The 12,530-nt window shown below is 72.3% G+C and carries 12 protein-coding genes; 3 read left to right on the plus strand and 9 right to left on the minus strand.

Going from position 1 to position 12,530, the window contains the following annotated elements; all coding sequences use genetic code 11:
* Nucleotides 1–15: 15 nt before the first annotated feature.
* From mnmA to JUB13_RS04475, 7 genes are all read right to left on the minus strand, one after another.
* Nucleotides 16–1,188 (minus strand): tRNA 2-thiouridine(34) synthase MnmA, encoded by a 1,173-nt coding sequence (gene mnmA, locus JUB13_RS04445; protein ID WP_207477516.1) that lies wholly within the window; start codon nt 1,186–1,188, stop codon nt 16–18.
* Nucleotides 1,189–1,324: 136 nt separating this feature from the next.
* Nucleotides 1,325–1,564, minus strand: a complete 240-nt coding sequence (locus JUB13_RS04450; protein WP_207477517.1) for a hypothetical protein — start codon at nt 1,562–1,564, stop codon at nt 1,325–1,327.
* A 72-nt stretch (nt 1,565–1,636) separates the two neighbouring features.
* On the minus strand, nt 1,637–2,305 hold the full coding sequence (gene tenA / locus JUB13_RS04455; protein ID WP_207477518.1) for a thiaminase II: 669 nt from the start codon (nt 2,303–2,305) through the stop codon (nt 1,637–1,639).
* Nucleotides 2,306–2,318: 13 nt separating this feature from the next.
* Nucleotides 2,319–2,651 (minus strand): ferredoxin family 2Fe-2S iron-sulfur cluster binding protein, encoded by a 333-nt coding sequence (locus JUB13_RS04460; RefSeq protein ID WP_207477519.1) that lies wholly within the window; start codon nt 2,649–2,651, stop codon nt 2,319–2,321.
* Nucleotides 2,652–2,756: 105 nt separating this feature from the next.
* On the minus strand, nt 2,757–3,911 hold the full coding sequence (locus JUB13_RS04465; protein WP_207477520.1) for a cysteine desulfurase family protein: 1,155 nt from the start codon (nt 3,909–3,911) through the stop codon (nt 2,757–2,759).
* On the minus strand, nt 3,908–5,014 hold the full coding sequence (locus JUB13_RS04470; protein WP_207478086.1) for a cysteine desulfurase family protein: 1,107 nt from the start codon (nt 5,012–5,014) through the stop codon (nt 3,908–3,910). Before JUB13_RS04470 ends, JUB13_RS04465 begins: the two co-directional genes overlap by 4 nt.
* Entirely contained in the window at nt 5,011–5,484 is a 474-nt protein-coding gene (locus tag JUB13_RS04475; protein ID WP_207477521.1) for an Rrf2 family transcriptional regulator, read from the minus strand. Before JUB13_RS04475 ends, JUB13_RS04470 begins: the two co-directional genes overlap by 4 nt.
* Before the next feature lie 318 nt (nt 5,485–5,802).
* Here JUB13_RS04475 and JUB13_RS04480 point away from each other — a divergent pair, with 318 nt between their 5' ends.
* Nucleotides 5,803–6,471: an alpha/beta hydrolase gene (locus JUB13_RS04480; protein ID WP_207477522.1), complete on the plus strand. Its 669-nt coding sequence runs from the start codon at nt 5,803–5,805 to the stop codon at nt 6,469–6,471.
* Nucleotides 6,472–6,569: 98 nt separating this feature from the next.
* Entirely contained in the window at nt 6,570–6,758 is a 189-nt protein-coding gene (locus JUB13_RS04485; protein WP_207477523.1) for a hypothetical protein, read from the plus strand.
* A 48-nt stretch (nt 6,759–6,806) separates the two neighbouring features.
* Here JUB13_RS04485 and JUB13_RS04490 read toward each other — a convergent pair whose 3' ends face one another.
* Nucleotides 6,807–7,889: an anhydro-N-acetylmuramic acid kinase gene (locus tag JUB13_RS04490; protein WP_407928074.1), complete on the minus strand. Its 1,083-nt coding sequence runs from the start codon at nt 7,887–7,889 to the stop codon at nt 6,807–6,809.
* 113 nt (nt 7,890–8,002) lie between these two features.
* Between JUB13_RS04490 and tyrS the strand changes: the two genes are divergently transcribed.
* Nucleotides 8,003–9,256, plus strand: a complete 1,254-nt coding sequence (gene tyrS, locus JUB13_RS04495) for a tyrosine--tRNA ligase (protein ID WP_207477525.1) — start codon at nt 8,003–8,005, stop codon at nt 9,254–9,256.
* Between the two features lie 73 nt (nt 9,257–9,329).
* On the opposite strand, the gene JUB13_RS04500 is transcribed toward tyrS, so the two are convergent.
* A complete protein-coding gene (locus JUB13_RS04500) occupies nt 9,330–12,524 on the minus strand; it encodes a YhdP family protein (protein ID WP_207477526.1) in 3,195 nt (1,064 codons plus the stop codon).
* Nucleotides 12,525–12,530 lie beyond the last annotated feature (6 nt).

The following is a 12,530-nucleotide window of genomic DNA, read 5'->3' on the forward strand; positions in this document are numbered from 1 at the left end:
GGCCGGCCCCGCGCTCTATCCCGCAGCCGGCGCCGCGTATGCCGCGCCGATGCCGAGATGGGGCGCGGACTGCTCGGCCGCCGCGATCCAGCCGCCGCCGAGGACGCGCTCGCCGCGATAGAAAACGCAGGCCTGGCCGGGCGCGATGCCGTATTGCGGCTCGGCCAGCGCCACTACGGCACCGCCTTCGGCACCGGGGACGACCGTCGCCGGAACCGCCGGCTGGGCCGAGCGCAGCTTGACGGTGACGCTCTCTCCCCGCGGGTCGGGATCGGTCAGCCAGTTCACCTCGCGCAGGATTACGCGGTCGCGCGCCAGCGCCGTGCGCGGGCCCACCACGACGCGCCGCGCCGCGGGGTCGAGCCCGACGACGTAGAGCGGCTCCCCCGCCTCTCCGCGGATGCCGCCGATGCCAAGCCCGCGGCGCTGTCCGACGGTGTAGCCGATCACCCCGTCGTGCCGGCCGAGAACGCGGCCGTCGACATGCACGATCTCGCCGGGATCGATGGCGCCCGGGCGCAGTTTCGCGACCACGCCCGCATAGTCGCCGTCGGGAACGAAGCAGATGTCCTGACTGTCAGGCTTGTCGGCGACGGCCAGGCCGAACCGTTCGGCAAGCGCCCGCGTCTCGGCCTTGCTGGCGAGCCCGCCCAGGGGAAAGCGTAGGTAGTCGAGCTGCGGCTGGGTCGTCGCGAACAGGAAATAGCTCTGGTCCCGGGACGGGTCGGCGGCACGGTGCAGCTCGGCGCCCCGTGGCCCGGCGACCCGGCGCACGTAGTGGCCGGTCGCGAGACAGTCGCCGCCGAGATCGCGCGCGGTGTCCAGCAGGTCGCGGAACTTGACGCGCTGATTGCAGCGCACGCAGGGGATCGGGGTCTCGCCGCGCAGGTAGGAATCCGCGAAGTCGTCGATGACGGCCTGCCCGAACCGGCTTTCGTAATCCAGGACGTAGTGCGGGAAGCCCAGCCGGTCGGCGACCTGGCGGGCATCGTAAATGTCCTGCCCCGCGCAGCAGGCACCCTTGCGCCCCACGGTCAGGCCGTGGTCGTAGAGCTGCAGGGTGATCCCGACGACGTCGTAGCCCTCGGCCTGGAGGAGCGCGGCCGTGACCGAGCTGTCGACGCCGCCGGACATGGCGACGACGACCCGGGTAGCGGAAGCGGGCTTGTCGATCCCAAGGCTGTTCATGGGGCGCGATATAGACAGCATCCGCGCCCGGCGCAATGCCGCCCGGCGGTCAAGGCGTGTCGCGGAGCCGTCGCAAGAAGCCAGCGCCGGCGGCCCCGCCCCGGGAGCCGCCGGCGCCGAACGGCGTGCCGCGCCGTTACTTCTTGATCGCGGCCTTGGCGCGCTCGTCCAGCGTGGTCTTGTCCTCGAGCCCCTCGTTCATCGAGGCGCCCGCCGTGGCGCCGCCGACGCCGCCGACCACGGCGCCGACGGGACCGCCCACGACCGCGCCGCCGAGGGCACCCGCGCCGCCGCCGCTCGCCGCGCGGCTGGTATCGTTGTTGCCGCAGGCGGCCAGGACGCCCAGGGACAGAAGGGCGATACCGATCTTGTACATGCGAACCCCCTATTCGATGGTGACACCGGTCGCGAAGGCAACACGGCGTCACATGGGAGGTTCCGCCAAGGACTAGGCCGAGAGGTCGTACCCCATTTGCCAAAAACCGGCCTCAAGGCGGCAGGCGGCAGAGAAATCGCGCGTCAGCGCAGTAAAGCGCGCCTCGCCCCCGCGCCGCGCGGCCAAGTCGTCGAGCAGCGCCACCTTGTCGCGCGCGACGGCCTGGTAGTCATCGGCAGAGTAGGCCTCGATCCAGGCTCGGTAGGGATTGCCGTCGAGCCGCATCCGGGGATCGCGCTGCAAGGCGGCGGCGATCTCGGCATAGCCCACGACGCAGGGCGCCAGCGCCACGTTCAGGTCCAGCAGGTCGCCGGACATCCCGCGCTCCAGCACGAAGCGGGTATAGGCGAGCGTCGCGGTCGCCTCCGGGGTGGCGGCCATGGCGGCCTCGTCTAGGCCCCAGCCCGCGCAGTACTCGACATGCAGCGCCATCTCACGGTCGAGGATGGCACCCATCGCGCCGGCGGCACGCCGCATGTCCCCGAGCGTATCGCTCTTGTACGCCGACAGCGCATAGGCGCGGGCGAACTGGATCAGGAACAGGTAATCCTGAACGAGATAATGGCGGAAGCACCGCTCGGGCAGCGACCCGTCGCCGAGCCCGCGGACGAAGGCATGGCCGACATAGGCCTCCCAGTCCGGCCGGCAGGCCTCCTTCAGGCGGGAGAAGAGACCGGCCATGGCGGCGGCGCCCTCAGCCCTTCATGTTGTTGCGGGTCGCCGCCGGCAGGCGCACGGTCAGCCCGTCCAGCTCCTCGCTGATGATGATCTGGCAGCCCAGGCGCGAGGTCTTGGTCAGGCCGAAGGCCAGATCCAGCATGTCCTCCTCGTCCTCGCTCGCATCGTTCAGCAGGTCGTACCATTCGGGCTCGACCACAACATGGCAGGTCGAGCAGGCGAGGGAGCCCTCGCAGGCTCCCTCGAGGTCGATGCGGTTGCGGTGCGCGATCTCGAGCACGGACAGGCCGACCGGCGCGTCGACCTCGCGGCGGGTGCCGTCCTTCTCGATGAAAACCATCTTCGGCATGGGACCTTTTCTCCTCGTCCGGCCGCGGTCATACAGCCAAGTCGCCGCCGAGGCAACGGCTTCGCCTGCTGCCGGGGCAACGGCTTCGCCTGCTGCACGCGGCCCTCAGCGGCCAGCGGTGAAGGATCTTAGCGCATCCGACAGAAGGTCGGCCGCGCGCTCGACCTCGGCCCGGGTCGTGAAGCGGCCGATGCCGATGCGCAGCGACGAGGCGGCCTCCTCGGGACCGAGACCGAGGGCCAGCAGCACGTGCGAGGGCCCTGGCCGTCCAGAGGCGCAGGCGGCGCCGCTGGCGAGCGCCAGCTCCGGAAGCGCCAGCATCAGCGCCTCGGCATCAACCCCGGGAAGCGTCACGTTCAGGTTTCCGGGCAGCCGGCGCACGGCATCGCCGTTCAGCCGAAGCTCCGGGCAGGCGGCGCGCAGACGCGTCAGCAGGAAGTCCCGCAGCGCCGCGATCCGGCGTCCCTCCTCCGCCATCTGCGCCCCTGCGATCGCAGCCGCAGCCCCGAACCCGACCGCCAGCGCCACCGGCACCGTGCCGGGCCTCAGGCCCCGCTCCTGGCCTCCGCCCTCGAGGAGCGGCTCCAGCGCGATGCCGCGCCGGACCCGCAGCGCGCCGATGCCGGGGGGGCCGTGCAGCTTGTGGGCGCAGACGCTGACGAGGTCGGCCGCACCCTCCAGCGGCACGCGCCCGAAGGCCTGGGCGGCGTCGGTGTGGAAGGGCACGTCCCGGTCGCGGCAGGCCTCGGCGATCGCCGCGATCGGCTGCAGCGTCCCGATCTCGTTGTTGGCGGCCATGACCGAGACCAGAGCCGTGCGCGGCGTCAGCGCCGCCGCCACGGCGTCGGGCGTCATCAGGCCGCCGGTCCCCACAGGCAGCATCTCGATCCTGCAGCCTTCCGATTCCAGCCGCCGGCAGGGTTCGAGCACGCTGGGATGCTCGATCGCCGTGGTCACCACATGGTCCCGCCCCTGCGCCCGCGCCGCCCGGGCGATCCCCTTGAGCGCGAGGTTGTTGGCCTCGGTCGCCCCCGAGGTCCAGATGATCTCCAGCGGGTTCGCCCCCAGCAGCGCCGCCACCTGGGCGCGCGCCTTCTCCAGCGCCTCGGCGGCGCGATAGCCCAGCGGATTGCGGGCGTGGGGATTGGCGGCGGGCGCGCGCAGCCAGGGATCCATGGCGTCAAGCACGCGGGGATCGATCGGCGTCGTCGCCTGATGGTCGAGGTGGATCGCGAGGGGGATCGGGGCCCCGCCGCTCACGCAGCGGCGCTCCGCCGGGCGCGCAGGGCCGTCCAGGCCTCCACAATCCGGTCGATCTCGGCTTCGGTTGTGCCGGGGCCCAGCGAGATCCGCACCGCGCAGGCGGCCTCGGCCGCAGGCAGGCCCATGGCGGCCAGCACGTGGCTCGGCTTCACCTTCCCGGACGAGCAGGCAGAGCCCGCGCTAACGGCGATGCCGGCGAGGTCGAACGCCATGACCTGGACCTCGCTGGGAACGCCGGCCATGCCGACGCAGCTCGTGTTGGCGACGCGCGGCGCCCCCGCGCCATGGAGGGGCGTGCCGGGGGCCCGCGCGGAAAGCGCCGCCTCGAGCCGGTCGCGCAGGGCGGCGACGGCGTGCTGGCGATCGAGCTCCGCGAGGGCCAGCTCGGCCGCCCGGCCGAAGCCCACGATGCCCGCCACGTTCTCGGTTCCCGCACGCATCCGCCGCTCCTGCCCGCCGCCACGGAGCAGCGGCGACAGCGCCAATCCCGGACGCAGCGCCAGTGCGCCGACGCCCTTCGGGCCGCCGATCTTGTGGGCCGAGAGCGTCAGAAGGTCCGCGCCCAGCGCGTCGAGGTCGAGCGGGACGCGCCCGGCGGCCTGGACAGCGTCGCAATGGAGCAGCGCGCCGTGCCGATGCGCGATGGCGGCGGCCTCGGCCACAGGCTGGATCACGCCGGTCTCGTTGTTGACCAGCATCAGGGAGACGAGCGCCGGCCCTTCCGTTGCCGCCAGGACGCGGTCTAGGGTGCCGAGGTCAAGGACGCCGTGCCGGTCGACCGGCAGCAGCGCGCCATCCGGCGCCGCCTGGAGCACGGAGTCATGCTCGACGGCGCTTGCCAGGATTCGGCGGCCGCTGCCGGCGCCGGCGAGCGCCAGGTTGTTTGCCTCGGTCCCGCCGGAGGTGAAGGCGATCCAGGCGGGATCGGCGCCGGCGAGCACGGCGACGGCAGCCCGGGCCCCCTCGACCGCGGCGCGGGCAGCACGCCCCTCGGCATGCACCGACGACGGGTTGCCGACGAGATCCAGCGCGGCCGCCATGGCGTCCCGGACCTCCGGGCGCAGCGGCGCCGTCGCGTTGTGGTCGAGATAGATCCTCAGTCGACAGCCTCCCTGCGCAGGCGCTCCCGCATCTCGTCCGAAAGGCCGCTGGTGCCGAGCACGCGCCGCTCGACCACGTCGGCCACGGTGACGCTGCTGAGAAAGAGATGGATTTGGTTGCCGAGCTCCTCCCACAGGTCGTGGGTGATGCAGCGCGAGCGGTCGGCATGGCAGCCCGATGCGGATCCCGCCGTGCAGCGCGTCGCGCGGATCGGCTCGTCGACGGCCAGGACGATGTCGCTGATGCGGGTCTGAACCGCCGCCCGTCCGAGCATGTACCCGCCGCCCGGGCCGCGCACGCTCCGGACCAGCCCGGCACGGCGCAGCTTCGCGAAGAGCTGCTCGAGATAGGACAGCGAGATTTCCTGCCGGCGGGCTATGTCGGCCAGGGCCACGGGGCCTTCCCGGCCGGTGCTGGCGAGGTCGACCATCGCCATGACGGCGTACCGGCCCTTGGTGCTCAGTCGCATGCGATCTCCGTCGCCGCCATCGGACCCCCTGCATGCCTCTTGAGGCGCGCCTCAAGAGGCTTGAATTCGCGCGGGCGCCGCGTGGTATAGTCCGCCGCCCCGGCGTAGACCGGCGGGATCGATGCGCGGACCGTGCGGCGACCGCACGGACCCGTGCGTCCGGCCACGCCTCGGGGATATAGGATTACCCAGCGGGGTGGTCAAGTTTAGGCCGGGAGGCCGTCGAGCGCCGTGGCCGCTTACCCGAGTCCAGGACTCGGGTGCATGCGGCAGGCGCGCCTCCCGCCGCTCGATGCCCCGCGCAGGACCAGGGACGCGATGCCTGAAGTGATCATGAATGGGCCGGCAGGCCGGCTCGAAGGGCGCTACCACCACAGCAAGCAGCCCAACGCTCCGATCGCGCTGTTCCTGCACCCGCACCCGCAGCAGGGCGGGACGATGAACAACAAGGTCGTCTACACGCTCTTCCATGCCTTCGCGCGGCGTGGCTTCTCCTGCCTGCGCTTCAACTTCCGTGGCGTCGGGCGGAGCCAGGGCACCTACGACCGCGGCGAGGGCGAGCTGTCCGATGCCGCATCGGCGCTGGACTGGCTGCAGACCTACAACCCGAACGCCTCGACCTGCTGGATCGCCGGCTTCTCCTTCGGCGCCTGGATCGGCATGCAGCTCCTGATGCGGCGGCCGGAGATCGACGGCTTCGTCTCCATCGCGCCGCCGGCGAACGTCTTCGACTTCAGCTTCCTGGCGCCCTGCCCCGCCTCGGGGCTGATCATCCATGGCAAGAGCGACGAGCACGTCCCAGAGGCGTCGGTCGCCAAGCTCGTGAACAAGCTTTCGAGCCAGCGCGACATCCGCATCGACTTCCGCCAGGTCGAGGGCGCGAACCACTTCTTCGGCAACCATGTCGAGGAGCTGGACCGGCATGTCGGGGATTATCTGGACCGCATCCTCGGAGGCGGCCAGCGGGTCGCCGCGGTCGCGGAATAGTTCGAAAGGCCAGTCCGCCTCTCCGTTTCGGAGCGTCCGGTGGATTGGCCTTCCCCGCAAGCCCGTGCTATCGTCCGGGCAGGCAACGGGGAAGAGCCATGGACGACGCGGTCAAGGCTCGGTATTTCGTCCTCTGGGCGAAAGGCGGAAAGGTGCCCCGGCCTTTCCGCGTGCTGGATTCGCAGACAGGCGAGCAACACCCCTTCGCCACCTACGACGAGGCCGAGGCCGAGGCGACGCGGCTGAACCTTGCCGACGCGACCAGCCAAGTTCCGGATCACGCCTGATTCCACCCCGAGCATCTGCGGGCCGCACCCGAAGCCCGGGCGCTGCGCTCATCCGGTGACGGGGTGGAAGCGCCCGCCCGGCTGCGGCGCCGGCACGCCGGTGGTGCCGGGAAAGGACAGCGGCAGACCCAGCCGGCTGCGCACTGCAAGATAGGCGAAGGCCTGGGCCTCGATCGCGTCGCCCTCCCAGCCCACCGATTCGACGGGCTCGACGGGAACGCCAAGGCGCTCGCGCAGCATCGCCATCAGCACGCGGTTCAGCCGCCCGCCCCCCGCCACGAGCCAGCGCGCAGGCGCCACCGGCAGGCTGGCTGCCGCCTTCGCCACGGAACCGGCCGTGAAGGCGGCCAGGGTCGCGGCCCCGTCCTCCACCGACAGCCCCTGGACCGGCGACGGATCCCAGGCGTCGCGGTCCAGCGACTTGGGCGGCGGCAAGTCGAACCAGGAATGGGACAGCATCGCGGCGAGCGCGCCGGCATCGACCTTTCCGGCGGCGGCAAGCGCCCCGTCCGCGTCGAAGGCGCGGCCGGCGCGGCGCAGGACCCAATCGTCGATCAGGGCGTTGCCGGGCCCGGTGTCGAAGGCGAGCAGCTCGCCGTGGGGCCCGATCCAGGTCACGTTGGCGACGCCGCCGATGTTCAGTACCGCGAGCGGGCGGCCAAGAGCCGCCGCAAGCGCGCCATGATAGACCGGCACCAGCGGCGCGCCCTGGCCGCCCGCCGCCACGTCGGCGGTGCGGAAATCGGCGACCACGGCGATCCCCGTCAGCCTGGCGAGCAGCGCACCGTCGCCGATCTGCCAGGTCCGGCGTTGCTCGGGCGCGTGCAGGATGGTCTGTCCGTGGAAGCCCACGAGGTCCACAGCGTCGGCGGCCAGCCCGGCGGCCGCCAGGAGGCGCGCCACCGCCTCGGCATGCAGCTCGGTCAACTCGCGCTCGACCTCGGCGACCGGCCCCCGGCCGCCGAAGGTCGCGCGCACCCTTTCCCGGAAGGCGGACTCGTAGGGAAGGGTCAGGTGCGGGCCGGTCTCGACGCGCTCGCGCCCGTCGGTCCGGACCAGGGCCGCATCGATGCCGTCGAGCGAGGTCCCGCTCATCAGCCCGATCGCCGTCTGCATGCCTTGCCTCCGCATTGCGGCCGCCCCGTGCGGCCTCTGGGATGTGGTCCCAGGGGGTGTGGTCCCCGGCCGGCTTTCATGCTAACAGACGCGGCCTCCGCCACCCGCGTCAACCCGGATCCGCCGAGATGAGCAGCTTCCGTTCGGACTTCCTGCGCACCCTGCACGAGCGCGGCTTCATCCATCAGTGCACCGACCCCGAGGGGCTGGATGCCCTGGCCGCCGCGGGCGGCCTGCCGGGCTATATCGGATTCGATGCGACGGCGGACAGCCTGCATGTCGGCTCGCTGGTGCAGATCATGATGCTGCGCTGGCTGCAGAAGACCGGGAACAAGCCCGTCGTGCTGATGGGCGGCGGCACGACAAAGGTCGGCGACCCCTCGGGTCGCGACGAGAGCCGGAGGATGCTCACCGACGAGCAGATCGGCCAGAACATGGCCGGCATCCGCAAGGTCTTCTCGCAGTTCCTGAGCTTCGGGGAGGGCGCGGCGGACGCCGTGATGGTGAACAATGCGGACTGGCTGGACCGGATCGAGTACATCCCGTTCCTGCGCGACGTCGGCCGCCACTTCACCATCAACCGCATGCTGAGCTTCGAGAGCGTCCGGCTGCGCCTGGAGCGCGAGCAGCCGCTGACCTTCCTCGAATTCAACTACATGATCCTGCAGGCCTACGACTTCATGGAGCTGTCGCGCCGCCTCGGCTGCCAGCTCCAGATGGGCGGTTCGGACCAGTGGGGCAATATCGTGAACGGCATCGAGCTGACGCGCCGCATCGACGGGCGCGAACTGTTCGGCCTGACGACGCCGCTGATCACGCTGGCCTCGGGCGCGAAGATGGGCAAGACGGCCTCGGGCGCGGTCTGGCTCAACACCGAGCGCCTGTCGGCCTACGACTACTGGCAGTTCTGGCGCAACACCGAGGATGCGGATGTCGGCCGCTTCCTGCGCCTGTTCACCGAGCTGCCGCTGGACGAGATCGCGCGCCTCGAGCGCCTCGGCGGCTCCGAGATCAACGAGGCGAAGAAGATCCTGGCGAACGAGGCGACCACGCTGTGCCGCGGCGCCGCAGCCGCCGAGGAGGCCGCCGAGACGGCGCGGCGCACCTTCGAGGAGGGCAGCCTGGCCGAGGGCCTGCCGACGATCGAGGTCGCCGCCCCCGAGATCGAGGCCGGCATCCCCGTGGTCGACCTGCTGGTCCGCGCCGGCCTCGCCGCAAGCAAGGGCGAGGCACGCCGCCTGATCCGAGGCAACGGGGCACGGCTCAACGACGCCGCCGTGGCCGACGAGGCCGCGGCCCTGCGCACGGCCGACCTGACCGGCGACGGCACCGCCAAGCTCTCGGCCGGGCGCAAGCGCCACGTCCTCGTCAAGGTCCTCTGAGCGAAGGCCGTCTGAGCGTCAAGGCCCTGTGAGCGTCACGGCGGCGGCGTGACCGCCTGCGGCGGAGACGCCGTCAGTTTCCGCCGCCCGACTGTTCCGGCCCCCATCCCGGCGACCCGCCGGGCGGCGGGGTGCCCGGCGGCGGGGGCTTGCGCTCCTCGCCGGGCGCATCGCCGAGGAAGAAGAGGTTCCTGAGGAAGCCCGGCGTCAGCACGGACAGCGGGTTGACGGTCACCGCGGGGTCGTCCATGGGCCCGCGCAGGGAATAGGTGAAGGCGAAGATCCCCTGCCCCTCGCCGCCGGTCAGCAGCCTGCCGAGCAGCGGGATCGAGCCGATGATCCTGTTCAGCCCGTAGATCGGAACGATCGTCCCCTCGAAATCCAGGCGGTCCTCGTTGAGGTCGACGAGCCCGTCCGCCGTCAGCCCCAGCGCCGCGCCGGCCGTCCGGCCCTTGCGGACGAGGATGCGGTTTCCCTTCCATTCCCACTCGGCCGAGAGCCGGTCGAAGCGGATGTCGCGGCTGGACAGCAGCTCGGCGAAGCCGGTCGGCGAGACCGCGTTCAGCAGCCTGGCCAGCGCCGGCGCCTCTGTCAGCGAGAAGTCCTGGAGCTCGATCGATCCCTGCAACGGGGCGTCCGGGTCGCGCGCGTCCGTCGTGCCCGAGACCAGCAGCCGCCCCCCGCGCACGGTCTCGTAGATGCCGAGGGCGCGCAGCGCCGACCCGCCGTCCATGGTCTCGAGGGTGAGCCGCCGGACCGCTCCGTCGGGCACGTATTGCAGCAGCATCGGCACGCCGTCGCCCACCCGTGCATCCACCGAGGCGCGCGTCCATTGCCGCCCGTCGCCCGCCAGCGTTCCGCCGGCCTCCCTCAAGACGCGCTCCGCCCCGAGCAGCAACCGGCCGAGCCGGAACTGGACCTCCAGCGGAAACTCGGGCGCGGTGCGCCGCGGCTTCCCGGGGTCGCGGACGGGCGGCGTCTTCTCCATGTCGTCGTGAAGCGGACCCAGGTCGAGCGAGGCGCCCTGCAGGTTCACGCGCCAGGGTCCCTGCCCCTCGTGCCGGATCTCGGCGCGGAGCTGCCGGTTCTCGCCCTGGGTCAGCTCGTCGACCTGGATGCGCGTCGGCCGGAAATCGGCCGCAAGGTCGGCCCTCCCGCGCAGGCGCATGCCCGCGCCGTCCAGCGAGAAGGCCGGAAGCCCCACGGGCTTGCCCGCGCGGAAGGCCAGCTCGAACCGGCCCCTGGCCTCGGTGCCCGGCGGCTTGCGCCAGCCCAGCGGTGCCGCGGCGAGTTCGGCCTCGGCCAGGGCAAGGTCGCCCGACAGCGTGGCGCGGCCGGGCTCGGGCACGAGGTAGGTCACGTTGAAGCCGACCGGCCCGGCGAGCCAGGGCGCGAGGTCGTGGCCGAGCCGGACCCTGTCCGCCTCGGCCAGGGTGCCGCGGGCCCGCACCCGCGTCGAGAATTCGGCCTTGCGCGCGAAGTTCTCGTCCCAGGCGAAGGACAGGGGCACGCCCGCGAGCCTGGCCGTCCCCTCGACGGCGAGCTTGCGCGGGTCCAGAGTCAGGGTGCCCGCGCCCTCGGTGACCGGCATGTCGCCGACCACCTCCTGCAGCGCCACCTCCGCGAGCTGGGCCTTGGCGCCGAAGACGATCTCGTCCAGCGTCAGCGCGTTCACGAGGGGGAAGGCGAATGTCAGCACGCCGTCAACGCGCCCCCCGGCCGTCGCCGGCTTGATGCCGAGGCGCGACGGATAGCCCAGCGGCTTCATGTCGACGACCTCCAGCACCGTGCGCAGCGGCCCGGTCAGGGGAATGCGGATGTCGATCGCCTGGGTCTCGGCATCGAGGCCGGAGATCACGATGCGCGAGCGCCCGAGCACCGCATCGCGCAGCCTTCCGCCCTCGCCGTCGACCTCCAGGCGCGCCCGGTCGATCCGGGCGGTCCCCGAGACGCCGGTCACCGGCGGCAGGTCCCCGAAATACCGCACGGTGACGTCGCGGAAATGGATCTGGGTGTCGAGGGTGCGGATCTCCTGGACTGCGCCGTCCAGCCCCAGCCGCGCCGAGACCTTGGCCTCGGCGGCGTCGACGGTTCCGTGCGACAGGTTCTCGGTGATCCAGCCCCGCGGACTGGGTGCGACCGAGGCCGGCCAGAGCCGCCCCAGCCCATCCAGCGCGACGTCCTGCAGGCGCGCCTGCGCGTCGAGATCCAGCGCGCCGCCGAGGTCGCGCAGCGTGCCGTGCAGGGCCAGGCGCGGCCCGTCGAGATCGGCTTCCAGCCCCTCGATCGTCAGGAGGCGGGCCGCCGCGTCGAGATGTCCCCTGAGCCGCGCGCGAGCGACATGCAGCGGCTCCGCCCAGAGTTCGGGGAGGTTCACCGCCCCGTCCTCGCCCGAGAGGTCGAAGCGTGCCTCGCGCAGCAGCAGGCCGCGGTCGAAACGGGCGCTGGCGGTGCCGCCCAGGGTCAGCGAGACGGCCGCGAGCGAGGCCAGCTCCGGCGCGCGCGCGGCGAGATCGGCGGGACGCAGCCCATGGAGCTCCGCCTCCACCTCGGCGCCCACGCCGAGGCGCAGCGAGAAGCGCGTGCCGAGCCGGACTTGGCCCTGCCCGACCGCGAGGTCGAGCCCGGCGGCCCCGCGCACCCCGCCCGCGTCCCTGTGCAGCACGCCATCGAACCGCGGCGCATGCCAGAACCGGCCGGTGCGCAGGTCCTCGAGGGTCAGGGCTGCGCCCTCGATCCCGACCTCGCGCAGTTCGGCCAGCACGCCTTCGCCCTCGCCGGGCGCGCGGGAGAGCGCCTGGAGCAGGCCCATCCCCACATCGGGGGCATCGGCCGGCTGGGGCCGCGGATCGGCATTCTCGAAGATGTCGAGATGGATTTCGCCGGCTTCGTCGCGCACGGCGCGGATGCGCGGGCGCACGAGCTCGAGCCGGGTCGGCGCCAGCGTTCCGGTCACCAGCCGGCGCAGGTCGAGCCCGATTCCGAGCTCGGGCAGGGAGGCGACCTCGACCCCCTCGGTCCCCACCACGCGCACGCCGCGCGCCCGCAGCTCCAGAACGCTGTCCCCTCCGCCCCAGCTCAGCAGCGTGTCTTGGATGTCGACCTGCAGCCCCGCGCCTGTCAGGGCACGTTCGATGACGGGGGTCAGGAAGCCGACCGCGACCGGCCCCTGCGACAGGCGCCAGATGGCTGCCCCGGCCAGCACCAGCAGCAGCACCAGGATGATGCTGACCCCTTCGGCGGCGAGGCGGAAGGCCGGGCGGATCACGGCCGG

Source organism: Arenibaculum pallidiluteum (assembly GCF_017355985.1).
Lineage (GTDB): Bacteria > Pseudomonadota > Alphaproteobacteria > Azospirillales > Azospirillaceae > Arenibaculum > Arenibaculum pallidiluteum.

Coding starts and splice junctions, on each gene's coding strand:
- mnmA (WP_207477516.1), bottom strand. CDS start 1,188: ATGAACAGCCTTGGGATCGACAAGCCCGCTTCCGCTACCCGGGTCGTC.
- JUB13_RS04450 (WP_207477517.1), bottom strand. CDS start 1,564: ATGTACAAGATCGGTATCGCCCTTCTGTCCCTGGGCGTCCTGGCCGCC.
- tenA (WP_207477518.1), bottom strand. CDS start 2,305: ATGGCCGGTCTCTTCTCCCGCCTGAAGGAGGCCTGCCGGCCGGACTGG.
- JUB13_RS04460 (WP_207477519.1), bottom strand. CDS start 2,651: ATGCCGAAGATGGTTTTCATCGAGAAGGACGGCACCCGCCGCGAGGTC.
- JUB13_RS04475 (WP_207477521.1), bottom strand. CDS start 5,484: ATGCGACTGAGCACCAAGGGCCGGTACGCCGTCATGGCGATGGTCGAC.
- JUB13_RS04480 (WP_207477522.1), top strand. CDS start 5,803: ATGCCTGAAGTGATCATGAATGGGCCGGCAGGCCGGCTCGAAGGGCGC.
- JUB13_RS04485 (WP_207477523.1), top strand. CDS start 6,570: ATGGACGACGCGGTCAAGGCTCGGTATTTCGTCCTCTGGGCGAAAGGC.
- JUB13_RS04490 (WP_407928074.1), bottom strand. CDS start 7,889: ATGCGGAGGCAAGGCATGCAGACGGCGATCGGGCTGATGAGCGGGACC.
- tyrS (WP_207477525.1), top strand. CDS start 8,003: ATGAGCAGCTTCCGTTCGGACTTCCTGCGCACCCTGCACGAGCGCGGC.